28 protein-coding genes and 1 riboswitch (1 of these 29 running past the window's edge) are annotated in these 23,618 nt (G+C 47.6%); of the genes, 19 read left to right on the top strand and 9 right to left on the bottom strand.

Going from position 1 to position 23,618, the window contains the following annotated elements; genetic code table 11:
- Window positions 1-9: 9 nt before the first annotated feature.
- Together ESP131_RS01100 and ESP131_RS01095 are read right to left on the bottom strand one after the other, a co-directional pair.
- Entirely contained in the window at window positions 10-1,194 is a 1,185-nt protein-coding gene (locus ESP131_RS01100; protein ID WP_029342859.1) for a hypothetical protein, read from the bottom strand.
- A 155-nt stretch (window positions 1,195-1,349) separates the two neighbouring features.
- Window positions 1,350-1,877: a type III secretion system chaperone family protein gene (locus ESP131_RS01095; protein ID WP_023469644.1), complete on the bottom strand. Its 528-nt coding sequence runs from the start codon at window positions 1,875-1,877 to the stop codon at window positions 1,350-1,352.
- A gap of 200 nt (window positions 1,878-2,077) precedes the next feature.
- On the opposite strand from ESP131_RS01095, the gene ESP131_RS01090 reads away from it, so the two are divergent.
- The 3 genes from ESP131_RS01090 (at window position 2,078) to ESP131_RS01080 (ending at window position 6,705) form a co-directional block, all read left to right on the top strand.
- Window positions 2,078-4,531 carry a CoA-disulfide reductase gene (locus ESP131_RS01090; protein WP_069940071.1) on the top strand — a complete coding sequence of 818 codons (2,454 nt, stop codon included), beginning with the start codon at window positions 2,078-2,080 and terminating at the stop codon, window positions 4,529-4,531.
- Between the two features lie 181 nt (window positions 4,532-4,712).
- The gene (locus ESP131_RS01085) at window positions 4,713-6,158 is read left to right on the top strand and encodes an alanine/glycine:cation symporter family protein (protein ID WP_069940070.1); all 1,446 of its coding nucleotides are present in this window, start codon (window positions 4,713-4,715) and stop codon (window positions 6,156-6,158) included.
- Window positions 6,159-6,243: 85 nt separating this feature from the next.
- Window positions 6,244-6,705, top strand: a complete 462-nt coding sequence (locus ESP131_RS01080) for a hypothetical protein (RefSeq protein ID WP_023469641.1) — start codon at window positions 6,244-6,246, stop codon at window positions 6,703-6,705.
- 123 nt (window positions 6,706-6,828) lie between these two features.
- Here ESP131_RS01080 and ESP131_RS01075 read toward each other — a convergent pair whose 3' ends face one another.
- A complete protein-coding gene (locus ESP131_RS01075; protein ID WP_050678472.1) occupies window positions 6,829-7,641 on the bottom strand; it encodes an aldo/keto reductase in 813 nt (270 codons plus the stop codon).
- 157 nt (window positions 7,642-7,798) lie between these two features.
- Between ESP131_RS01075 and ESP131_RS01070 the strand changes: the two genes are divergently transcribed.
- Entirely contained in the window at window positions 7,799-8,002 is a 204-nt protein-coding gene (locus ESP131_RS01070; RefSeq protein WP_029342854.1) for a hypothetical protein, read from the top strand.
- Between the two features lie 43 nt (window positions 8,003-8,045).
- Here the strand turns inward: ESP131_RS01070 and ESP131_RS01065 are convergent, their stop codons facing one another.
- Both ESP131_RS01065 and ESP131_RS01060 read right to left on the bottom strand, forming a co-directional pair.
- On the bottom strand, window positions 8,046-9,356 hold the full coding sequence (locus ESP131_RS01065) for a Na+/H+ antiporter NhaC family protein (RefSeq protein WP_029342853.1): 1,311 nt from the start codon (window positions 9,354-9,356) through the stop codon (window positions 8,046-8,048).
- Window positions 9,357-9,437: 81 nt separating this feature from the next.
- Window positions 9,438-9,542: riboswitch (SAM riboswitch) on the bottom strand.
- A gap of 68 nt (window positions 9,543-9,610) precedes the next feature.
- On the bottom strand, window positions 9,611-10,624 hold the full coding sequence (locus ESP131_RS01060; RefSeq protein ID WP_069940069.1) for a metal ABC transporter solute-binding protein, Zn/Mn family: 1,014 nt from the start codon (window positions 10,622-10,624) through the stop codon (window positions 9,611-9,613).
- Window positions 10,625-10,794: 170 nt separating this feature from the next.
- On the opposite strand from ESP131_RS01060, the gene ESP131_RS01055 reads away from it, so the two are divergent.
- Together ESP131_RS01055 and ESP131_RS01050 are read left to right on the top strand one after the other, a co-directional pair.
- Window positions 10,795-11,784 carry an alpha/beta hydrolase gene (locus ESP131_RS01055; RefSeq protein WP_051656363.1) on the top strand — a complete coding sequence of 330 codons (990 nt, stop codon included), beginning with the start codon at window positions 10,795-10,797 and terminating at the stop codon, window positions 11,782-11,784.
- 17 nt (window positions 11,785-11,801) lie between these two features.
- Window positions 11,802-12,392 (top strand): histidine phosphatase family protein, encoded by a 591-nt coding sequence (locus ESP131_RS01050; protein ID WP_047390754.1) that lies wholly within the window; start codon window positions 11,802-11,804, stop codon window positions 12,390-12,392.
- Here ESP131_RS01050 and ESP131_RS01045 read toward each other — a convergent pair.
- Complete coding sequence (locus ESP131_RS01045) at window positions 12,389-12,880, bottom strand: YwpF family protein (protein ID WP_029342849.1); 492 nt, start codon at window positions 12,878-12,880, stop codon at window positions 12,389-12,391. The two genes, ESP131_RS01050 and ESP131_RS01045, sit on opposite strands and share 4 nt — an antisense overlap.
- Window positions 12,881-13,022: 142 nt before the next feature.
- Between ESP131_RS01045 and ESP131_RS01040 the strand changes: the two genes are divergently transcribed.
- Window positions 13,023-13,349, top strand: a complete 327-nt coding sequence (locus ESP131_RS01040) for a hypothetical protein (protein WP_029342848.1) — start codon at window positions 13,023-13,025, stop codon at window positions 13,347-13,349.
- Between the two features lie 46 nt (window positions 13,350-13,395).
- On the opposite strand, the gene ESP131_RS01035 is transcribed toward ESP131_RS01040, so the two are convergent.
- Together ESP131_RS01035 and ESP131_RS01030 are read right to left on the bottom strand one after the other, a co-directional pair.
- The gene (locus ESP131_RS01035) at window positions 13,396-14,847 is read right to left on the bottom strand and encodes a nicotinate phosphoribosyltransferase (protein ID WP_029342847.1); all 1,452 of its coding nucleotides are present in this window, start codon (window positions 14,845-14,847) and stop codon (window positions 13,396-13,398) included.
- Between the two features lie 17 nt (window positions 14,848-14,864).
- Window positions 14,865-15,398, bottom strand: a complete 534-nt coding sequence (locus tag ESP131_RS01030; protein ID WP_029342846.1) for a cysteine hydrolase family protein — start codon at window positions 15,396-15,398, stop codon at window positions 14,865-14,867.
- Between the two features lie 163 nt (window positions 15,399-15,561).
- Here ESP131_RS01030 and ESP131_RS01025 point away from each other — a divergent pair, with 163 nt between their 5' ends.
- Genes ESP131_RS01025 through ESP131_RS01015 form a run of 3 tightly spaced genes read left to right on the top strand, consistent with a single transcriptional unit; the run spans window position 15,562 to window position 16,610 of the window.
- Window positions 15,562-15,837, top strand: coding sequence for a 4a-hydroxytetrahydrobiopterin dehydratase (locus ESP131_RS01025; RefSeq protein WP_023469630.1), 276 nt, complete (start codon window positions 15,562-15,564; stop codon window positions 15,835-15,837).
- Window positions 15,827-16,327: a hypothetical protein gene (locus ESP131_RS01020; RefSeq protein WP_069940068.1), complete on the top strand. Its 501-nt coding sequence runs from the start codon at window positions 15,827-15,829 to the stop codon at window positions 16,325-16,327. The genes ESP131_RS01025 and ESP131_RS01020 overlap by 11 nt, the downstream gene beginning before the upstream one ends.
- 19 nt (window positions 16,328-16,346) lie before the next feature.
- Window positions 16,347-16,610 (top strand): hypothetical protein, encoded by a 264-nt coding sequence (locus ESP131_RS01015; protein ID WP_023469628.1) that lies wholly within the window; start codon window positions 16,347-16,349, stop codon window positions 16,608-16,610.
- Window positions 16,611-16,660: 50 nt separating this feature from the next.
- Here ESP131_RS01015 and ESP131_RS01010 read toward each other — a convergent pair whose 3' ends face one another.
- On the bottom strand, window positions 16,661-17,401 hold the full coding sequence (locus ESP131_RS01010; protein WP_029342844.1) for a rhomboid family intramembrane serine protease: 741 nt from the start codon (window positions 17,399-17,401) through the stop codon (window positions 16,661-16,663).
- A 68-nt stretch (window positions 17,402-17,469) separates the two neighbouring features.
- Between ESP131_RS01010 and acpS the strand changes: the two genes are divergently transcribed.
- The 9 genes from acpS to ESP131_RS00965 all read left to right on the top strand — a co-directional run.
- On the top strand, window positions 17,470-17,850 hold the full coding sequence (gene acpS, locus ESP131_RS01005; RefSeq protein WP_029342843.1) for a holo-ACP synthase: 381 nt from the start codon (window positions 17,470-17,472) through the stop codon (window positions 17,848-17,850).
- Complete coding sequence (alr, locus tag ESP131_RS01000; protein ID WP_029342842.1) at window positions 17,828-18,901, top strand: alanine racemase; 1,074 nt, start codon at window positions 17,828-17,830, stop codon at window positions 18,899-18,901. Before acpS ends, alr begins: the two co-directional genes overlap by 23 nt.
- A 139-nt stretch (window positions 18,902-19,040) precedes the next feature.
- Entirely contained in the window at window positions 19,041-19,265 is a 225-nt protein-coding gene (locus ESP131_RS00995) for a hypothetical protein (RefSeq protein WP_023469624.1), read from the top strand.
- 3 nt (window positions 19,266-19,268) lie between these two features.
- Window positions 19,269-19,619: a type II toxin-antitoxin system PemK/MazF family toxin gene (locus ESP131_RS00990; protein WP_023469623.1), complete on the top strand. Its 351-nt coding sequence runs from the start codon at window positions 19,269-19,271 to the stop codon at window positions 19,617-19,619.
- 194 nt (window positions 19,620-19,813) lie between these two features.
- Window positions 19,814-20,140 (top strand): STAS domain-containing protein, encoded by a 327-nt coding sequence (locus ESP131_RS00985; RefSeq protein WP_029342841.1) that lies wholly within the window; start codon window positions 19,814-19,816, stop codon window positions 20,138-20,140.
- Window positions 20,137-20,619: an anti-sigma B factor RsbW gene (gene rsbW, locus ESP131_RS00980; RefSeq protein WP_029342840.1), complete on the top strand. Its 483-nt coding sequence runs from the start codon at window positions 20,137-20,139 to the stop codon at window positions 20,617-20,619. Before ESP131_RS00985 ends, rsbW begins: the two co-directional genes overlap by 4 nt.
- Window positions 20,585-21,382: an RNA polymerase sigma factor SigB gene (sigB, locus tag ESP131_RS00975; protein ID WP_023469620.1), complete on the top strand. Its 798-nt coding sequence runs from the start codon at window positions 20,585-20,587 to the stop codon at window positions 21,380-21,382. The genes rsbW and sigB overlap by 35 nt, the downstream gene beginning before the upstream one ends.
- Before the next feature lie 63 nt (window positions 21,383-21,445).
- On the top strand, window positions 21,446-23,566 hold the full coding sequence (locus ESP131_RS00970; protein WP_069940067.1) for a Tex family protein: 2,121 nt from the start codon (window positions 21,446-21,448) through the stop codon (window positions 23,564-23,566).
- On the top strand, window positions 23,563-23,618 hold the 5' end (the start) of the coding sequence (locus ESP131_RS00965; protein ID WP_069940066.1) for a SprT family protein. The gene runs 385 nt beyond the window's last position; the window shows 56 of its 441 coding nt (coding positions 1-56); its start codon is at window positions 23,563-23,565; its stop codon lies beyond the right edge, outside the window. Before ESP131_RS00970 ends, ESP131_RS00965 begins: the two co-directional genes overlap by 4 nt.

The following is a 23,618-nucleotide window of genomic DNA, read 5'->3' as shown; positions in this document are numbered from 1 at the left end:
ATTTCTTTCTTAGTTAAGTGGTTCGAGTGCGTCTGTGATCCGTTCGCCTGTCGTTTCAGCCTTGACATCACCTTTTTCGACGAGTGCGAACCATTCGTTTGCGTCTTTTGCGACTTGTGCTGCTTTTTCTTTACCGAGACGGTTCTCAAGCGTCGGTTTCATCGCAACGACGAACATGTTCGCTTCCATTGCTTCTACACGTGCTGTATCGACGTCTTTCTTCTCGATCGCTTCTTGTGCCTCTTCATGATAACCGTCGACTTTTTCCGTCAACGCTTTTGCGAACAATCCTTCGATTTCTTTGTAAGAGACGTCAGCTGGCTTTGTTTTTGAGAAATCATAGCGCTCTTTCAGCGTTTTGACAGCTTCTTCGTCTCCGCCTGCTAATGATTCTTCGATCGCAAGGAGGAAACCATATCCTTCTGCTTGCTCCATTTGTAATTCTTTTTCATCCGTACCTGCTTTTGCTCCATCCTCGATTTTTTGTGCGTAGCCGAGTGCAGCTAAATAGAAGGAACGATAAATTGATTTATCTGTCACTTGTTTGGCGACGTTGAAGTCACCGATTTCTTTCGCATCGATGGCTTCTTGCTGCGCTGCAAGACCTGATGTGATCGCTTGAGCGATGGCGTCTTCGTTTTTGAAGCCGTAACTCGCGTCGCGTTTTTCTGCAGTCGGGATGAAGACAGTCTTCGCCATTGCTTCGATATCCTTAAGTGCTTCTGTTGCAGCTTCTGGTTTACCGGCGACGAGTGCTTCTTCGGCTTTTGCTTGTGTTGCTTTTTGTAATTTATAGAAATACGATTGTAGACCTTTATCAACGAGTTGACGAGCGATGTTCTCATCGAGATCCTTTGCTTCCACACCTGCTAAAGCAGACTGGATGACTTGTTCGATTTCTGGTGCTGTCGTCTCGACACCACCTTTTAGTTTCGATTCATAACTTGTCGTGACCATCTTCCAATCGATTGTTTGTCCTTCTTTTGCTTTGTCGAGTTCTGTTTTGATTGAGCTGAAGATCGTCAATTCATCTGTCAGTGTCGTTGCAGCAATCCCCGCATCTGCTGATTTTGTTTCGGTCGACTGTTCCGTTTTCTCTTTTTTCGGTGCAGTCGTATCCGTTTCATTCGAACCGCAGGCAGCCAAGATACCAGCTACCATGAAGATAGAAGCTACTTTTAAACGTTTTTTCATAATCGTGATTCCCCCAGAAGAATTAATAAGACGTTTTCCGTCATGTAGTCGTTTTCACAAATCTAACTATAGCGAGAATAATTCTCATTGTCAATTGAACTTTAAAGAAAAAAACGGCTTCGGAGCAGGGCTCCAAAGCCGTTTTAAATGAGAAATTAGAACTGTTCGTACAGTTTTGTCAAATACGTGTAGACTTCGTCTGATGCTTGGAACATCATGACAGAATGTCCGAAGATCGCAGCTGGGTTGAAGCCATGATCGAGATCGATCGTTGATGCGATCGTGACATCACGGTCGCTGTCGAGAACGACGCGGAAGTATTTGAACTCTTGGTTGAAGTCGTTGATGGCGTTAAGGATCGGGAGATCCTCGACACCGTCTGGTACGTGTGTCACCGTACGAGCGAACAATTCGACATCTGTCGTCGTTTTACTGAAGACGATCATCATCATCGGTTCTGCTCCAGCAGGTGTTTTTTCTTGTGTCATGAAGAAGACGTGTGTCTCATTTTCACGCGCTTCCATTGGAATCCCTTTTTCAACGAGGAAAGCTTGGAAAGCTTCCAAGTGTTGTTGCTGTTGTGGCGCGATTCCTTGCTCGTTTGTTTCGGGTTGACGATCTTGGTGAATCGGTGTCACTTTATTGTTCTCGTTTGATTCGTTCGAGTTACGTTCCTGGTCCATTGCAAAATCCCCCTTTATATACTATAAATTCAGTTTCAAGCATTTCAGAAGGAATTGCAACTAATGTCCGTTAATATAGGAAGAAAATACAAAAGAGCAGAGATATGTCTTGTTTGTGAATTTGCGAGCAATTGACTTGAAATGACATACCTAACAGGGTATATTAGGTGACAGATAGAAACTCAAGGAGGAATCATCAGATGAAAACGATCATCGTAGGTGGCGTCGCAGGTGGCGCTACGGCAGCAGCACGACTGCGGCGGATTGACGAAACGGCAGAAATCATTTTGCTTGAACGGGGAAAAGAGATTTCGTTCGCGAACTGTGGACTGCCTTACTACATCGGAGACGTTATCAAGGATCGCAATAAATTACTCGTCCAAACGCCGGAAGGCATGCACGCACGGTTTAATTTAGATGTCCGTAATTTGTCGGAAGCGATTCGGATTAACCGTGAAGCGAAGACGGTCACGATCCGCAACGTCGAAACGGGTGAAGAATACGATGAATCGTACGACCATCTGATTCTTTCTCCAGGCGCAAAACCGATTCGTCCAAACATTCCAGGACTTGAAGAAGCAACGAACGTCTTTACATTACGGAACATTCCAGATACGGACCGGATGCGGGAATACGTTGATACGACGCGTCCAGAGCGAGCAGTCGTCATCGGTGGAGGATTCATCGGTCTTGAAATGGCAGAAAACCTCGTCGAACGTGGGGCGCACGTCACCCTCGTCGAGATGGCAGATCAAGTCATGGCTCCGGTCGACCCAGAAATGGCAGCAATCGTTCATGAACATCTTCGTGCGAAAGGCGTCGAGTTGATTCTAGAAGATGGCGTCGCTCGTTTTGAAGAGGCAGGTCGCCGCATCGTCCTGACAAGTGGACGCGTGATCGAAACCGAGATGAACATCCTATCGATTGGTGTTGCACCGGAGAGCACGCTCGCAGCAGATGCTGGTTTAACGCTTGGCATCAAACAGACGATTCAAGTCGACGATCAACTGCGGACATCCGATCTATCAATCTTTGCGATTGGCGACGCGATTGAAGTCAAAGATTATATCACGAAGGAAGCGACACACGTCCCGCTCGCATGGCCAGCAAACCGTCAAGGACGCCTCGTTGCTGACATCATCGCTGGGCGCGACGTTCGGTACAGCGGCACGCTCGGAACAGCAGTCGCAAAAGTCTTTGATTTGACGGTCGCTTCGACCGGTAACAATGAAAAACGATTACGTCAGCTTGGTCTACGTTATGAAGCCGTTCATCTCCACCCGGGATCGCATGCAGGGTATTACCCAGGGGCGAGTCCGATTTCGATGAAGCTATTGTTTGATCCAATCGAAGGAACGATTTACGGTGCACAGGCAATCGGTATGACAGGTGTTGAGAAACGGATCGATGTCCTCGCGACAGCGATCAAAGGTGGATTGACAGTGCTTGATTTACCAGATCTTGAACTATCATATGCACCACCGTATAGTTCAGCGAAGGATCCGGTCAACATGGCAGGGTATATTGCGTCGAACATCGTGCTTGGTGACAGTGAAAACGTTCATTGGCACGAAATCGATGAAATTGTCGCAAATGGCGGTTTGTTACTCGATGTCCGTGAACCATCGGAAAACGAGTTAGGCTCGATTCCGGGATCGGTCAATATCTCGTTACCAACGTTACGTGAGAAGTTGGATGATCTGCCGAAAAATCAAACGATCTATGTGACGTGCCAAGTCGGATTACGTGGATATGTTGCGAGCCAACTATTGCAACAACACGGTTATGATGTGAAAAACTTAAGCGGCGGCTACAAAACATGGTCGGTCGTGCATCGCGATCAAGAAGCGCGAAGCCAGGCGAAGGAGGAGACAGCTGTGACGGTAACGAAACGTGAGCCAAAAACGAAAACTGCACCGGAACAAGTGACACTGCTCGATACGTGCGGCTTACAGTGCCCAGGTCCAATCTTAGAGCTGAAAACAAAAATCGATCAGATGACGGACGGCGAGCAAATTTTCGTCAAGGCATCGGATCCAGGATTCTTGCCAGACGTTCAAGCATGGGCGAAAAAACTAGGACACACGGTCCATTCAGCTAAGATGAATCAAGGGGTCGTCGAGGTCTTGCTTGAAAAAGGACAAGGAGAGACATCAGCTACAACTCCGGTTCAAGTCAATCCAGCGGATGATGCGACGATGGTCGTTTTCAGTGGTGATCTCGATAAAGCACTTGCGTCTTTCGTCATCGCGCAAGGTGCACAAGCGATGGGGAAACAAGTGACGATGTTCTTTACGTTCTGGGGCTTGAACGTCATTCGAAAACCAGACGCACCGGCAGTCGAGAAAGCCGGCATTGAACGGATGATGGGCATGATGATGCCAAAGCATGCCGGAGAATTACCGCTCTCGAACATGAACATGGCAGGCGCTGGTCAAAAGATGATGAAAAAGGTCATGAAGGATAAACAAGTTGATGCACTCGAGACGATGATGGCAAAAGCGCAAGCAGCGGGTGTCCGCATGATCGCCTGCACGATGTCGATGGATATCATGGGCATCAAGAAAGAGGAATTACTGGATGATATCGATTACGGTGGTGTCGCTAGTTACCTTGGTGCAACGGATGGTGCTAACCTGAACTTGTTCATCTAATTCAAAAATGCTTGATAAAAACGTGTTAAACCTGACATCTGATGTGAGGTTTAACACGTTTTTTGTAGTCTGCGGTATAGATGAGTTTGATTTTTCAAAAAAAATTGCGTATGATAATTCACATGTGAAAAAAGTTTACATCTAAAAAGAGAAACTATGTGGTGGAAGTGGAGGGAATCGGATGGAGAAGCAGGTAATGGATGTAGTCAGTAGAATCAGTGACATGTTATGGACAAACGTACTGATCATCTTACTCGTCGGATTAGGCGTTTATTTTACATTCCGGATGCGGTTCGTTCAATTCCGGATGATACCGGAGATGTTACGCTTACTGTTCCAAGGAACGGATAAAGGGAAAGATGGCGTGTCGCCATTCCAAGCATTTGCGATCAGTACGGCAGCACGTGTCGGTACTGGTAATATCGCAGGTGTCGCGACAGCAATCGCACTCGGTGGACCAGGAGCGGTCTTCTGGATGTGGTTGATTGCTTTGATCGGATCGGCATCGGCATTCGTCGAGAGTACACTCGCTCAAATTTATAAGGTACGTGATGATAAGGCGTGGCGTGGGGGTCCTGCCTATTATATGGAGAAAGCACTCGGTCAACGTTGGTTAGGGATCTTATTCAGTATCTTGATTACGATCTCATTCGGATTTGTTTTCAATTCCGTTCAATCGAATACGATCTCGCTTTCACTTCAAAATCAATATGGCTTTGATAAGACATGGATTACGGTCGGACTGGTCGTGCTGACGGCACTCGTCATCTTTGGTGGCGTCCGTAGCATCGCAACTGTCGCGTCGTTCCTCGTACCAATCATGGCAGGTGGTTACATCCTGATCGCGCTCTACATCATGGCGACGAATCTTGAAGTACTGCCAAGTATTTTTAAATTGATCTTCCAAGAAGGTCTATTCGAATTCAAGACGCTCGCAGGTGGTGCAGTAGGGGCAGCGCTCTTGAACGGGATTCGCCGTGGATTGTTCTCGAACGAAGCCGGTATGGGTTCAGCGCCGAACGCAGCGGCAACAGCGGAAGTCTCTCACCCAGTCAAACAAGGATTGATTCAATCGTTTGCGGTCTTCGTTGATACATTGATGGTCTGTTCAGCGACAGCGATGATCGTTCTCGTCAGTGGAGTGGCAACAAAAGATGCTAGTGGTCAACCGGTAGCTGGGATCGACTTAGCACAAGGTGCGCTCGCATCACAAGTTGGATCACTCGCGACAGGATTCATGGTCGTCGCGATTTTCCTCTTTGCTTTTAGTTCCGTCGTCGGAAACTACTACTACGGTGAATCGAATATCAACTTCATCCGTGAAAATAAACAAGTCTTGATGGCATATCGTGTGCTCGTTCTCGTCATGATCGTCTTCGGTTCACTCGTTGAATCGGCGAACCTCGTGTGGGCTTTAGCAGATATCTTCATGGGGCTGATGGCGATCGTTAACTTGTACGCGATCTTCCGTCTTTCAAAAATCGCGAAACTGGCGCTCGAAGATTATGTCGGGCAACGAAAAGCTGGAAAAGAGCCACGATTCTATGCGGACTCGATTCCGAACTTGCCAGGGAAAGATACGCTTGAAGCATGGCAAGAATCAGAAAAAGACGAAAAAGCGATCTAAGGAAAGGGAGTCAGAGAAATCTGGCTCTTTTTTTGTATAGAACGAATTTAAAAAGGGAATACAGAGTACAGAAGGGAGGGGGAGAATGGAAAACGTACATTTCGTCCGCGTCACGGATGCGGTCTGGGAGTCGTTCGGAAACGATCCCCACATCATCATGGACTGGATTTTATTCATTCATGAGACACAACCCGATCATGAACAATTATTTGCTCTCGAACAGACGAATGCCATCTATCATTTGATGAATCAAATCGATATCTATATTGATCAAGACACACATTACAACCTGGGACGAGCCATCGTTGGCGAAGAGTTGATTGTCAATGAGGAGAAAGCGGCGATCGTCGGCATTCTTCCCTTGCCACTCCTCATCATCTCGGCTGAGGTGATGCGGAATTTTGATCAACGGGCACTCGCTTCGATTCATGATGAAGCCGGAACACCGGGCGAATTCGAGGATGTCTGGGAACAGTTCGCCGATTTACGCGCCTATTTTCAAAAGGCAGAAGAAGCGGAAGATACGATTTTAATTTATTATGTCTGATCAGCTAAAATCATAAAAAAGAGACCCGCTTCCAAGTCGTAGACTGGAAACGGGTCTCTCGTCGTTCAGATGAATCAAGACGACTTCATATGGAAGACGTTCTCTTTTACGTGAATCGTCAGATTAAAAATCGATTTCGTCCGGATCCGGTCCGAGGCGGACATCCGTTGCCAGACGGTCAATTTTCTCAAGATCATCGGCATCGAGTTGGAAATCAAAGACGTCGAAGTTTTCCGCAATGCGTTCTGGTGTAACGGATTTTGGAAGAGCGACGATGCCGTTGTCGAGATGCCAACGTAAGACGACTTGTGAAGGTGTCTTGCCGTGCTTCTCTGCGATTTCCTTGAAGTCGTTGATTTCGAGGAATTTCCCTTGCATGAGTGGGCTCCATGCTTCGACTTGGATGTTGTGATCTTGCAAGTATTCATGCAGTTCATGTTGTGGTAATTGTGGATGCAACTCGACTTGGTTGATCATTGGTGCCATCAAGCCCTCTTCTGCCAATGTATCGAGGTGATGTTCTTTGAAGTTCGAGACACCGATCGCTTTGATCTTGCCTGCTTCATACAGTTCAACCATTGCTTTCCACGCTTCGATATAGCCTTCGACCGGCCAGTGGATGAGATAAAGGTCAAGATAATCTGTTTCGAGACGTTCGAGCGATTCTGCGAATGCTTCCTTCGTCCGACCGGCACGAATATCATCGTTCCAGACTTTTGACGTTAAGAAGAGATCCTCACGTTTCACGCCGCTTTCCTTGATTCCTTTTGCGACACCGCGCTCGTTTTTATAGACAGCAGCCGTATCGATATGACGATAGCCGACACGTAGTGCTTCAGCGACAGCAGCTGGTGCTTCTGTTTCTTCGTCTACTTGCCAGACACCGAATCCGATTTGGGGAATCGTAATACCGTTTGAAAGTTTTGCGTATTGCATGTGTTACTCCTCCTCATAAAACGTAGTTTAGATTTGCTCGTTTAGTTTAGCATGAACGAACGAAGACGTCCGTTTCCATGCTCATGGAGGAATAAAATACGGTAAAATAGAAAAGAACCATGAGATTTAATCGTGTGTTAAAAGAGGGGGAGAAAAGATGGCTCAAAAGAATAAAAAGTTATCCAAATGTACTTGGCTTAGTATTGGCGCCTTGTTAGTAACGCAGGCAGTGGGTCTATTTCTTAGTGCGCGAAAATCAGGACGTAATCCATGGGTTTGGGGAGGCGCTGGACTTGTTCAATTCCCGCTTCCGGCAATTGCTTACTTCATCTTAGAACGACAAGCGAAGCAGAAAAAATAATAAAACAGGTCCAATCGTCGACGCGATTGGACCTGTTTTATGGTTACGAAGAAATTTTTTCTTGCTTCGTCGCTGTCTTCTTCATGCGTGGCAAGCCGAAGAAGATGGCGATTGATCCACAGACGAAGAGGAGGAATGGATAGAACAGATACGGAATCAGTTCAGGAGAAGCCGTTTTCGTCAATTCTGCTGCAATCAATAGTTGTGCTCCATACGGAATGATGCCTTGAATCCCACAAGAGAAGATATCAAGGATACTCGCTGATTTCTTGCGATCGACTTCATACGTATCGGCGATTTCAGCTGCCAGTGGTCCAGCGACGAGAATCGAGATCGTATTGTTTGCTGTCGCAAGATTCGTTGCACTGACGAGTGCCGCCATACTGAATTCGGCACCGCGACGCTGTGAAATCTTGCGTGTCAGCGTCTCTTTCAAGTAAGCAATTCCACCGTTGAACGTGATCAAGCTGACGAGACCACCCATGAGGAGCGTCAAAATGGAGATTTCCGCCATGCCCATCATTCCTTCAGACATCGAGAGGACGAAGCCACTCAAGCCGAAACTACCATCAATCATACCGATGATGCCGGTGAGTAACGTACCACCAATTAAGACAAGGATGACATTGACGCCAAATAGTGCAAGGACGATGACAGCAAGATATGGAATCAACTTGTAGAATTCAAATGCTTTTGCTTCGACGACGTCACCAGAACCAGAAACGAATGCGAGTAGGATGACCGTCAAAATAGCAGCCGGTAGGACGATCATGAAGTTCGTCCGGAATTTATCGCGCATGTTCGTTTTTTGGGTACGGACGGCAGCAATCGTCGTATCTGAGATGAACGACAAGTTATCGCCGAACATCGATCCACCAACGACAGCAGCCGCTGCGATCGCAACGTTGATGCCTGTCGCTTCATGAATACCGAAGGCGATCGGCGCGAGTGCAGCAATCGTTCCAGTCGATGTTCCCATTGCCATCGAGATGAAGGCAGCGATGATGAACAGACCACTCATCAGTAATGACGGAGGTAGGAACGTCAAAGCAGCATTGACGGTCGCATCGATGGCACCGATTGCTTCTGCCGTTCCAGAAAACGTACCGGCTAATAAGAAGATGAAGACCATGATCATGATATCGGGATTTCCGGCACCCGTTGCGATTCGTTCGACCGTTTGATTGATGGATCCTTTCGTCGTGATTGCAGCAAAAATCAAAGCGATCAATGCGGCGATAAGGATCGGAAATTTGTAAAAGTCGTCATAGAAGATCCCGGCTCCGATGAAGAGGACCAGGAATACGACGAGAGGAAGCAATGCCCATTTGTTAGGCGTGATCGTTTCATTCATTGTTGACACCTCGTTTCTCAAAGATACAAAAAAAGACCCCTTCGCAAGAAAGAAGGAGGTCTTTATGAAATAAAGACGCTCTTCTTATCTCTCAAGCTTTCGCTTGCTGGATTTGGCACAGTACGAATTAAATCGTCCGCTGCCGAAACATCATTGGGCCAGTCCCTCCGTTTCTCGCGATAAAAAGAAGTCATTCAATTGTCTAAAACACGTTTCTTACCGTACCGCATTGAGTAACGCGTGTCAACTGTACTTTACTGAAGTGCTTGTTTTAACGTCTGGACGTTTTCTTCCATCAATTTAAAATAAGAGCTGTTTTGTTGCGTCTTCGTGACTGACTCTAGATTATGGATCGTCACGGATTCAGCTCCAATTTCTTTTTGGATGACACGTGCGACCTTTGGTGAGACCGTCTCTTCGAACGCGACGTATTTCAAATCATGCATCCGTGCTTCTTTCACTAAAGCAGCCAGTTGCTTTTGTGACGGTTCATCTGACAGCGAGATACCCGCAATCGGTAGTTGCGTGAAACCATATCGTTCTGCGAGGTAACCGTATGCGGCATGTGTGACGAGAAGTTCTTTTTTCGATCCGTCAGCGACCGCTTGTTTGAATTGTTCGTCCAATTCATCAGCTTGCTGATCGAACGCTTTTAAGTTTTTCTCGAATGTTGCTTTGTCTTTTGGTACTTCTTTTGATAAGGCAGTTGTAATCGAGCGTGCCATTGCTTTTGCGTTGACAGGATCGAGCCAGACGTGTGGATCGTATTTTCCGTGTTCATGACCTTCTTCTTCATGCGCATGTTCATCCGTTGCATGATCATCATGCTTTTCTTCTTCGTGAGCGTGTTCGTCTTCACTATGCCCTTCTTCTTCATGTGCATGGAGTGTAGCATCCGATTCCAGTAAGTTGACGTCCTTACTCGTCTCGACGAAGCGGACATCCGTGCCTTTTAGGCTCTCCTGGATTTTTTTCGAATACGGCTCGAGTGTCGTACCTGTCAAAAGGAACAAGTCTCCCTTAGCAATCTCAGTGAGTTGTTTTGACGTTGGTTCGTAAGAGTGAGGATCGGCTCCAGGTGGGACGATCATCTTGACGTCGACTTGATCACCACCGATTTCGCGGGCAATAGCAGCCGTCGCGAACGTCGATGTATAGACTTCTGTCTGGGTTTTATCTGAAGTCGATGAATCGGTATTCGAACCGCAAGCGGCGAGGATACTTGCACTTGCGAAGGCGACCGTTAAAGCAGGAATGATTTTTTTCATTATATGATACCTCCATTATTAAAACGTAACTATTCCGATTTGGACTTTCTCACTATAGCGGAACGCTGGTGAAGCGTCAAGTAGGAATACCGAGACGTTCGACATCTTTTAAAACGGGGTAGAAGGATAATAAAGTGAAGAAACTGGCACGTCTTTTTGGAGGTGATCAAGTGAAACGTGAAACTGCATGGCTAATGGGGGGAGCTGCATTATTGACGACAGCAGCAGCGGGAGCGAGCATCTGGAACAATTACGGTGCATTACTTCGGTGGACCGAACCCGCCTTGCCACTCACAGAAAAACAACTTGCACCGCGGACACTCATCTATAAACAGGTGGGGGACCGCACCTTACAGCTCGATCTCTATTATCCGCTGGGGGAAGGACCATTTCCAATTGCCATCTACGCACACGGTGGTGCATTCGTTCGTGGAGAACGGGACGATATGTTCTGCTTTAGTCCAATCGTCGACCGCCTACTTGAACTCGGAGTTGCCGTCTGTAGCATCGATTATCGTTTGTTCGAAGAGGGCAGTTATTTTCCGGATAACCTCGAGGATGTACGGGATGCGTTATGTTTTTTGAACAAGGAAGCAGAGGACCTTCGTATCTTAAGAGGACGGATGATGGTATGGGGAGACTCTGCCGGAGCCGCACTCATGTTGACAACGGCACTTGCCCCAACTGCTTTTGTCGGAGAGCGTGATGAACGCCACATGCCATTGATCAGTGGTGTCATCGCTTTATATCCGCCGACGAATTTTTTATTGTTTAATTTCATTCAGACTTGGATCGCCCACATTAAGTTCTATAAGGGTGGACGGGAAGAATGGCGCAAGCTGATGACACACGTCTCACCGGTCACACACCTATCTTCGGATGCCCCACCGATCATGCTCTTGCATGGCAAAAAAGATCCAATCGTTCCCTTTTCGCAAGCACTCCATTTCGTCGAAAAAGGAGCCGATGTCGGAGCTGATGTCCGTTTATTTTCTTTTCCGAACGGTACCCATTCGCTTGCCAGTTTTGCTCAGACGGAAAATCCATTGAAGATCGAGCGATTGCTCGAACGAATTGAACGTTTCACCTGTCAGGTGCTACTGTTGCCACCGCGACAACTTCCGAATGGAAAACATGATACAATCAGTCATATTTCTTAAATGAGGGAGACAGAGACATGACTGAAATTTGTTTAGTGCGGCATGGTCAGACGGATTGGAACTTAAACGAACGGATTCAAGGAAGAGAAGATATACCGTTGAATGCAACAGGAAGAAGACAAGCGGAACTCAGCGCCGCTTATCTAGCGAATGAAAAATGGGATATCTTATTAGCAAGTCCGTTGTCCCGTGCTGTTGAGACAGCGGAAATCATCGGGCGTGCTGTTGGTTTGACGATTACGGCGACAGACGAGCGACTTGTCGAACGCGAATTCGGTGCCGCCTCTGGTGAACCGGTCGCAGCGATTTACGAGGCCGTTCAAGCGAACGATACGACACTTGTGCCAGGTCTCGAAACGGAACAAGACATCCAGGATCGCGTGTTCGAGGCGCTACAGGAAGTGACACGCATGCATGCGGGCAAACGGATCTTGATCGTCTGTCACTCGCATACGATTAAGGCAGCTTTATCATCGATTGATGCAACGTTCAGTTACCGGACACCTTTGAAAAATGCGTGTGCGAATTATGTCCAATATACGGATCACTATACGATTGATCGAATCAACGTAGCGGATCACATCACGGACGAGGTCGAAAAACCTTAAGAGACTGGCGCTTTCGGGTGTTCTGCTAGATACTGCTTGAACGTTTCCTTTGCAATGCTCGTAATATGCGCGCCGCGCTTCGAACGACGATCCTTATATTCTTGGACGAGTTCTTCGCCAGCGAATCCATCTTCGACGACTTCGCGTAGGATTGATTCAGATAAATCATTCTTCATCATGACCATCTTACCCGTGAAGACATACGAGACGTGTTCGCTTAAGGCAGTCCGTTCAAGGGGCGTGACGATCATCGCGGCAGGATCATTATCAGGTCGTGAGATCGTGATTTCAATCAAAGCACGTAAATGTTTTGTGAACAATTCATCGACGATCGGCTGATCCATCGGAGGAACGACGATTTCTGCAACCCACTGTGCCGTCTGTTCGGTACTGACCGTCAATCCGTCCTGAATGGCGACGGGAATCGTCGTATCACGTCCTGATTCGTCCATTAAAATGCGTAACGTGCATAACTTAAAGGTTTTCATGAAAAAATGCCCTCCCTTGATCGATTACGATTTTCCTACAGTATACCGTGAGGAATGGGGGACGGGAAACTTTTCCTGACGAAATTCGTATGAACTATGTTTAAATAAGACTAGATACTACTAAACAGGAGGATCGTTCATTATGCCGCAAGTACTCATTGGAATATTAGGAATCCTGGGTATCGTTCTACTTGCCCACCATATCATCATGTATTGGCATGCTGAACCGACAGACCGCCCGACGCTTGCATATCGCATTGCGCTCCTGATTGCCTGTTTGCTACTCATTAGTGGAAGTGATCATTTAATCAGTATTTTCTACGCGGATTCCTTAGCTGAATTCGGTCAACGCATCACGTATATCGTCTTCATCGGAGGTGCACTCGGCTTCGCGTGGTACTTTCGTAAGAAGATGGAACAAGCGCCAACAGAAATGACACCTGTCGGAAACGAAGCAGGATTAACATGAGAAAAAGCGCCGTTCTTCCTGAGGAGGAACGGCGCTTTTTGGTGTCTTATTTTAAACCACTCGCCAGGCGGGTATCCCGAATCATGTCGAGTTTGAGCTTCCAGAGACGATCGCTGAATGTGACAGCATAAATCTCTGGCAAACGCAGCCGTTTGTACTCTTCCCAGAGACGACCGATCTGTGTTTCGTGGAAGTGGCGACTTTCTTCAATCGTTGGGACCGTATAGACCAGTTCTCCATCTTTGAAAATTGGTTCAAGTAACCGCTCGACCTTGAACTGTTCGATGCGATTTCGGAACGATGGGTCCCGGACGTCGATGAGGTCGACAGCTTCAAGTGTCGACGGATCTTCGTCCATCAACGTCACGTAGTCCCCTTTGAACTTATCCGTCACCGGATCGATGATGCGATAGACTTCCTTGATGTGAGGCGTCGTCGTCTTGGCTTTTGACGAGGATACTTTAATGACGGGTGCGAGCTCGCCATCTACTTCACGCGCGACTAGTTTATAGACCATCCCAAGAGCCGGTTGTTCGTAGGCCGTGATGCCACGTGTTCCGACGAGGAACGTATTGGCTTGGGCACCTTGGATGCGCAAGTCTTGGATAACGTATTCATCGAGGTCACCCGATAAAACGATATCGACTTCCGGGAATCCGGCTTCGTCAAGCATGTTGCGGGCACGTTTTGACAAGTAGGATAAGTCACCGGAATCGATTCGGATGCCGCGTAGTTTATGTCCTTTAGCTTGGAGTTCTTTCGCAACCGTGATCGCATTCGGAAGACCACTCTTGAGCGTATCGTACGTATCGACGAGTAATGTCGCCTGATCCGGATAATGAGAAGCGAATGTCCGAAATGCCGTCAATTCGTCATCGTGGAATTGAATGTCGGCGTGCTCCATCGTTCCACCACACGGGATACCGAAGTCGCGTCCTGCTGAAGCAAGGCTTGTGACGTCAAAACCAGCCAGGTATGAAGCACGCGTTCCGAAGTAAGCGGCATCGATTCCTTGCGCGCGACGAGCACCAGCTTCGAGGAACTTCGCACGGGGAGCCGATTGACGAATACGTGCGTATTTCGTCGCGATGAGCGATTCGTGGTTCGCAATGTTCAGAATCGCAGTCTGTAAGAGTTTTGCTTCAAAGATTCGTGCTTCGATCCGAATCAGTGGTTCGTTCGGGAAGACGATTTCGCCTTCTTTGACACTTGAGATTGAGCCATTGAACTTGAACTGACGCAGTTCATCCTTGAACTCATCCGGGAAGCCGATCATCTCTTGCAAGTACGTGATATCTTCTTCCGTGAAACGGAGTGTTTGAATATACTCGATGATATTTTCGAGACCCGCAAAGACGACATAGCCTCCTGCGAACGGATTCGAACGGTAGTAAACATCAAAAACGGCGCGTTCATTATGACGTCCTTCTTTCCAATAGATATACATCCACCGTGGTAAGTACAGATCGGTATGGAGTGCAAGATTACGTTGTAACATGACGGACAGATCCCTTCTTATTCGCCGACGACTTCTGCGCCGATCGATTGTTTAAAGTGTGTAAGCGCCCAGTCGTGACCCGTCGCGTTAAAGCTTGCGACCGCATCAGCATGGACGACGATACGATACCCGAGATTGTAGGCATCGACAGCTGTATGAAGGACACAAATGTCCGTACAGACACCGACGAGGTGGACTTCGCGGATACCGCGTTCACGAAAGCGTAAATCGAGGTCCGTCCCGGCAAACGCACTATAACGCGTCTTGTCGATGACGTGATCGGCGACCCGGGCCATGTCTGCGACTTTTCCAAACAAATCGCGTCCGTGTGTTCCGCGGATATTGTGTGGCGGGAAGAGGACGGTTTCCGGGTGGAACGTATCGCCTTCTTCGTGAATATCGTTGGCGATGACGACGTAATCTTCCGTTGAAAACTCCTCCATCAACGTAGCAATTCGATCTTCAATCGCTTGTCCTGGTTTTCCACAAGTCAGCTTTCCTTCGTCAGCAACGAAATCGATCGTGTAATCAATGACAATCAGAGCGCGCATATGCGTAAGCCCCTTTCCGATTTTGAATTAGTGTTCTCTTTCACATTGTACTCTATCTCACACAGAAGGCAAAAGGAAGAAATCGGATACAAACAGGTATAGAGAAGTAAAAGAATGGGGTATAAGGTATAGGACGAAAATGATAGTAGAGGAGGAGAAAGGGATGGCTAGGTTGAATGAGTATGAAGTGGAAGAGCGTCTTGAGCGGTTGCAGGATTGGAGTGTCGTGGATGATGAAATCGTCCGGACCTATACACTTGCATCGTTTCCTGCAGCACTGGATTTCGTACAGGAAGTCGGGAGTATCGCTGAAAACTTGAATCATCATCCACGGATCGTGATCGACTATAAAAACGTTACACTTGCGGCGACGACTCATGATGAAAACGGATTGACGGAAAAAGACTTTCAACTTGCGGAGGCCTGTGATGCCATCTAAACTTTCGATTACATTCGGTAGCGGTTCGTTTGTTGAACAAATTCGTCCCCGTGATGCGCATATTCGTGTCGCTAGCGGAAGCGGTGATGCCATCCTCTGGATGGAGACGGACTCGAAATCACCTTTTCAAAGTGGCAATACCTACACGTTGCTCGAATCACGTGGCAATTTTTCGGATGAAGGCAGTCTCTTCTACTGGTCGATTCCGGCAGATCAAAATAGCGGGGATCTATTCGTACATCAAGTGATGTCGAATCCGAAAGTTGTCGGAGCAGAATATGGCGGCTTCCAGGCCTTTCGGATTGGACGTGTCGAGAAGGGAACGGATCTTGCCTTATTGATTCAGTTCCATGAGACAGGGGACGGGGCTCGTTATGCAAAATCAGTTGAACGTCTCACAGTAGACCAGTATGCTGAAGAGGCAGGGAAGTCGTTCGCGCCTTCTCCCGTCATGAAACGGTATCAAATCGTACCACCAACAAATGAGTGAGATGCAGGGGGACTAACAGATGAAGAAGAACTATTTTGTCGTAGCAACACTTGGTGGCGCACTCGTCGGCGCTACTTTATCACTACTGCATAAAGATACGCGTCAAGCGCAGTTCGCAGCAGTGAAACGGACATTCAGCGGTGCAGGAACACAATTGTCTGCTGTCAAACAAGATCCAAAAGGACGTTTTGAAGAATTAAAAGCACTCTATACGGACAATCAGGAAACGATCCATAACCTGATTGATGATGTGAAGGACTTGGCAGAAGTTCTTCGCAAATAAGCTAAAAAAGGGACTCGCGCTAAAAGCGTGAGTCCCTTTTTTATGCCGGTTTACAAGTAGCGGAAGAATAATCCGAGTACAGCAAACGCGATGATGATGTAGAAGAATACACGGCCGAGTTGACCAGAACCGCTGACGAAGACAGGACCACCGCTCGTACGACGACCGGTTTGGAACGGACGTGTGAATGGAACGGCACGATTACCGAAGACGAATCCGAAGAGGAATCCGAGGACGAAACCGTACAAGTGACCAAAAACAGCGACGTTCGATCCAAGCAACGTAAAGACTGCCGTGACCGCAGTGAAAATATACACAAGACGTGTATCGTCTGCCATGATGACCGTCCGCTTGAAGCGACTCAAGTAGACATAAAAACCAAGCAAACCAAGAATGGCACCAGATGCTCCAGCTTGCCCATAAAACGGTTCATTGATTTTCGTGAAGTACGTCAAGATGTTCGCAAGCGTACCAACGAGCAAATAAAAGGCAGCAAATCGACCATGACCGATCATCCGCTCAAGCGGTGGAGCGAAGATGACGAGAGCAAACGTATTGAACGCAATGTGCCAAAAATCGTAATGCAAGAACGTTGCTGTGACGACACGCCACCATTCACCTTGTTCGATTAAGAGATTGATGGATGCCCCTGCATTTAGAGGAGAGAATGTCAGATTAAGGAGTGGGCCCAACTGTTCGATGACAAACAGGGCGACTTGGATTAAAATGAACAACGAAACGACCGGATAAGAACGTGTGAACGTTTGTAGGTTTTCCGTTCGACTAAACATGACAACACCTCGCTTCATCTTCATTCTATATGAAGATGGCGAAGAATAGTACTGTGGAGGCGCCTTGGATGATTTATGGAATTGGAATCGATTTAGTGGAACTGGATCGAATCGAGCAAACGCTTGAGCGCCAGCCACGTTTTGTAGGAAGAATCTTGACGCAGGCAGAGCAGGAACGATTTCAATCGCTCTCGGGACACCGTCGTATCGAGTATCTCGCTGGACGTTTCGCCGCAAAGGAAGCGTTCGTCAAAGCATTCGGAACCGGCGTCGGAAAAGAAGTCTCTTGGCAAGACGTTGAAATCTTAAACGATGAGACGGGGCGACCGATCATGAGTGGACCATTCGATGGCGTCATCCACGTCTCGATCACACATTCAGAACATTATGCATCTGCGCAAGTCTTATTAGAGAAGAGGGAATGGGATGTACCGACCAACTTGGATTGAAATCGATCGGGAAGCGATCGCACATAATATACGCGAAATCAAAACACGGATGGGCGAACAACAGGTGATGGCGGTCGTCAAGGCGGACGGCTATGGTCACGGGGCAGTGACAGTCGCTGAGATCGCTCTTGAGAACGGAGCCGACTTACTCGCTGTCGCACTCCTCGAGGAGGCGATCGAGTTACGAGAAGCGGGGATCCAAGCACCAATCCTGATGCTTGAAGCCTTACTACCAGAACATGCACCAGTCGCTTCGAATTATGATGTCGCCGTGCCTGTCTTTTCAGCCGATTGGCTTCAGGAAGCGAAACGTCATTTGACGGAAATCGATCATCTCCGCTTGCATATCAAGATCGATACGGGAATGGGACGACTCGGACTGCAACACGTCGATGAGTTGAAGCGAATTCTTGCTGAATGTGATGATGATCTCGTCGAGCTAGAAGGCATCTATACGCATTTTGCGACTGCTGACGAGCTGAGTAGTCAGTTATTCGAACGCCAGCTCGAAACGTTTTTATCGTATGTCGCACTAGTACCGGATATCCGTTACGTCCACTGTGCCAATTCGGCGGCTGCGATTCGCTTAGCAGGTCAAGCGCCGTTTAACGTCGTTCGAGTCGGTATCGCGTTATACGGTGCAATGCCGTCCGACGAGATGGCAGGACATTACGAATTCTTAAAACCAGCGTTTTCACTGAAAAGTCGTCTGATGCAAGTCAAACAAGTCGAACCGGGTCAAACGATCAGTTACGGAGCGACCTATACCGCGCCGACGGATGAATGGATCGGTACCGTTCCGATCGGTTACGCGGATGGTTGGTCACGCAAGTTCCAAGGTTATTCGTTGATCGTAGACGGTCTGCCGTGCGAAATCGTCGGTCGTGTCTGCATGGATCGGCTCATGATTCGTTTACCGCGGGAATATCCGATCGGAACGGAAGTCATCTTGATTGGAGAAGGGGCACCAATCGAGGAAGCGGCACATTGGCTCGGGACGATCAACTATGAAGTTCTCTGTCAATTCTCGAAGCGTGTTCCGCGTCAATGATTCGTACAAGACATCAATAAGATGGCAAAAATATGTTATTTGTTTGAATTTTGATTGTATTTTCTGAATTCGACTGATATATTGAAGTAGAAAGTGAGTCGTTCGTTAAGGTTTCAGTGAATCTGGAGGTGCCATTATCTTGGTCCAACAACGGGAAATGCAGTTTGTTGAGCGAAATGTAGCGAAGGAGACGATTGGGATGAAGTCGAACCATACGACCGAAGAACGCAAGCGTCAGCTACGTGAGGAATTGAAGCGTGGTTACGAAGAAATGGCAGCAATCAATTTATCGATCGTTGGCGAAATGTTCCAGATTGAAACGGAGGCGGAGTTCTCACTCCTACGTCAAGTAAGCGGGGTGTAAGCTTTGATAGTCAAACGTGGCGACGTGTTTTATGCAAATTTGTCACCTGTGGTCGGATCGGAACAAGGGGGAGTTCGTCCCGTGCTTGTTCTACAAAATGATATTGGTAACCGATTCAGCCCGACAGTCATCGTGGCTGCGATCACGGCACAGATCGACAAAGCCAAACTACCGACCCATGTGGAAGTATATCGAGAGCGACACGGATTAGAACGTGATTCGGTCATCTTACTTGAGCAAATCCGGACAATTGATAAACGCCGTCTAACGGATAAAGTCACACATCTAGATCCAGACACGATGATGAAAGTAAATAGTGCCGTCGCAATCAGCTTAGGCTTGGTTGATTTTTAGGCACTTACATAGAGGCGCAACACAAGAAGAGTCGATACTAGCGTATGCGACTTTTTTTGACCTCTTTTTTTATAAAATAGGTTTCAAAGTTTTCTATATGGGGAAACATACCCAAGTGACCTTTTTATAAAAGGATGAGGTAGGATAAATAGAAAGACCACATAGACAGATTTTCCTTGAGGAGGAACTTGAAGATGGATTTAACAATTAAAACAGAGCAGCTAGACGGTCAGACGCATCTTTATATCGCAGGTGAGATTGATACGTATACAGCACCAAAACTCCGCCAAGAATTAGTCCCGGCAGTTGAAACGAACGACGTCATCGTCCATTTGGATGAAGTACACTACATGGATTCAACAGGTCTCGGCGTGTTCGTCGGTGCACTCAAAGCAGCGAAAAAGAACGGTACATCGTTCACGCTCGTTGGCGTTTCTGAACGCATCCGTCGTCTATTTGAGATCACAGGTCTTTCAAGCATCATTACTATTGATAGTGGTGTACGAGGTGGAACGCAATGAACAACGAACAACTAAACATGACATTACCGGCAAAACCGGAATATGTAGCCATCGCCCGTTTGACGGTTTCAGGCGTCGCAAATCGGATGGGATATACGTATGATGACATCGAAGATATCAAGATTGCTGTCTCAGAAGCATGTGCGAACGCCGTTCAACATGCGTATGAAGGAAAAGAAGATGGTAACATCGCCTTGACATGCAACGTCTACCCTGACGATCGTCTTGAGATTGTCGTCAAAGATAACGGCATTACGTTCGATAAAGATGAGGTCAAACGCCAGAGTGAACCGATTACAGATTCACACGATCTCGACTCCTTGCATGAAGGAGGACTCGGTATCTTGATGATCGAAGCATTGATGGATCAAGTAACGATCGAGAAAGCGAACGGCGTCACTGTCCATATGACAAAATATATGAATAGAGATGAGGTGGGTCAAAGTGCCAGCAAAGTCTCAACAACGCCATCACAGTGATGATGAAGTACTTCGACTGATTGATTTGTATCAGCAGGACGACCAAGATGAGGAAGTGCATGCGGCATTACTCGAGCGTTATTCAGACTTGGTAGAAGCTTTGGCCCGGAAGTTCTCGCGTGGTCGACCGATTCATGACGATCTCGTTCAGGTCGGCATGATTGGGTTGCTCGCAGCGCTTCGCCGCTTCGATAAAGAATTCGGTCGCAGTTTTGAGTCATTTGCTGTTCCGACGATCATCGGTGAAATCAAACGTTTCATCCGCGATAAGACATGGAGCGTCCATGTTCCACGTCGCATCAAGGAACTCGGGCCGAAAATCAAGAAAGCAGTGGAAGAATTGACGACGGAGTTACAACGCTCTCCGCGTATCGATGAGATTGCTGCGCGTCTTGAAGTATCGGAAGAGGAAGTCCTCGAAACACTTGAAATGGGTAAAAGCTATCAAGCATTATCCGTCGATAGTTCGATTGAGGCAGATCAGGAAGGTAGTACCGTTACGTTACTCGACCTCGTCGGGAATCAAGAAAACGGCTACGACTCCGTCGATCAACGTCTGATTCTTGAAAAGGCATTTGCTGTCTTAACGGACCGCGAGCGTTCGATTCTCGAATGTGCCTACTACCGCAATATGAGTCAAAAAGAAACGGGCGAACTACTCGGCATTTCACAAATGCACGTTTCCCGTCTTCAACGACGCGCTTTGCAGAAGTTGCGTGAAGCGATCAAAGTTGAACCAAATGAAGTATTCTCAAAAGACTGACCTCGTGTCAGTCTTTTTTCTTTTCCATGCGTTCTTCGGTATAATGAATGAGAGGTGAAGCAGATGGAAAAGAGAATCGCAAGTGAATTGAATGTACGTCCTGCGCAAGTGAAGGCAGTCTTACAATTGACGGAAGAAGGCGGTACAATTCCGTTCATCGCCCGCTACCGAAAAGAACAGACAGGTGAACTCGATGAGGTCGCGATCAAAGCGATTCTCGATCGACATAAACAATTAACGCAACTTGAAAGCAGACGGAGCGACGTCCTTGAAAAGATTAAGGAACAAGGTGCACTGACTCCGGAACTTCGTCGAACACTTGAAGAAGCGACGACGTTACAGCAAGTCGAAGATATCTACTTACCATTTCGACCAAAACGTCGGACGAAGGCAGAAATCGCACGGGAATCAGGACTTGCACCGCTTGCTGACTGGTTCCGCAACAAGTCCGCCTATGATGAAGCGACATTCCAACGCTTAAGCAATGGGCTGGATCCGGAAGAAGCACTTGCTGGAGCACAATCGATCATTGCCGAGGAATGGGGCGAACAAGCGACGGTGCGTGAGTTCATTCGTAAGCAAATGCGCCGTTCAGCAGAAATCGTCACGAAACAGAAAAAGGATGCAGTTGATGAAAAAGGTGTCTTTGCACAGTATTATGCCTACAGTGAGCGGATTCAACAGATCGTTCCGCACCGGATTCTGGCGATCAACCGTGCGGAAGCATTGAAAATCGTCTCTGTGAAAGTGGTGTTAGAGGAACAACAGGTTTTACCCACATTGCTTCGTTCATACGCACAACTGGCGCCAAAGAAACGTGATATCATCGAAGCGGCGATCACGACGGGCTATAAAAAATCCGTCTTTCCTGCCATCGAACGCGAAATTCGAAATGAACTGACGGAAAAGGCAGAGCTCCAAGCGATTGACGTCTTTGGTAAGAATCTCCGCCAACTCTACATGCAGCCACCGATGAAAGGGAAAGTCATGATAGGTCTTGATCCGGCTTACCGGACAGGGTGTAAGTGGGCGGTCATCGATCCGACAGGTGAGATGAAGGAAGTCGGCGTCATCTACGTGACGATGTCAGAGCAAAAAGCGAAAGAAGCACGTCAAACCCTTTCACAGCTCGTCGATACATACGGGATCGAATTGATTGCGATCGGGAACGGAACAGCTTCACGGGAAACAGAAGCATTCGTTGCGGACTGGATGAAGGGACAAAAAGATATCGCCTTTACGATCGTCGACGAGGCAGGAGCAAGTATTTATTCCGCTTCAGAGATTGCCCGGACCGAGTTCCCAGAGCTTCAGGTCGAACAACGATCCGCGATTTCGATTGCGCGTCGCCTGCAAGATCCGTTGGCTGAACTCGTTAAAGTCGATCCACAGTCTGTCGGAGTCGGTCAGTATCAACATGATGTCTCGCAAACGAAACTGAAGGAGACACTTGATTTTGTCGTTGAAACGGTCGTCAACCAAGTCGGAGTTGATGTTAATACAGCGTCAGAACCGCTTTTGAGTTACGTCGCAGGAATCACGAAGGCGACAGCGAAAAAAATCGTTGAACGCCGCTCGGAACTTGGAACGTTCAAGACGCGTCAGGAATTATTGAAAGTCCCTCGTCTTGGTGCAAAGGCCTATGAACAGGCAGCAGGATTCCTCCGTATCTTAGAAGGGACGCATCCGCTCGATCGGACGCCGATCCATCCGGAACAGTACAAAACTGTTGAGAAGTTATTTAAGACATTAGGCTTAACGCTGGAACAAGTCGGAACGGATGCGGTGCGGGAACAATTGTCTACATTGTCATTACCGGAGATGGCACAGACGCTCGAGATCGGAGAACCGACACTACGTGACATCATCGAAGCGTTACAACGTCCAGGGCGTGACCCACGGGAAGCGCTCGATAAACCGTTACTTCGTCAAGATGTTCTATCGATGGATATGATCCAAGTCGGGATGGAGTTCCAAGGAACGGTCCGCAATGTTCTTGATTTTGGTGCGTTCGTTGATATCGGAGTGAAAGAGAATGGCTTGATTCATATCTCGAAGCTCAGTCGTAAGCGTGTCAAACATCCACTTGATGTCGTCGCTGTTGGGGATATCGTGACGGTCTGGGTGACGAATGTTGAACCAGAGCGGGGACGGATTGGTTTGACACTGGTTCCGCCGAAATGACGAATGAACAATTACAACGATACGTCGAGCAACTTTCGCTCGACGTATTTTC

This window comes from Exiguobacterium sp. U13-1 (assembly GCF_001750115.1).
Taxonomy (GTDB): Bacteria; Bacillota; Bacilli; order Exiguobacteriales; family Exiguobacteriaceae; genus Exiguobacterium_A; species Exiguobacterium_A acetylicum.
This window is presented reverse-complemented; position numbering and strand designations above follow the sequence as displayed.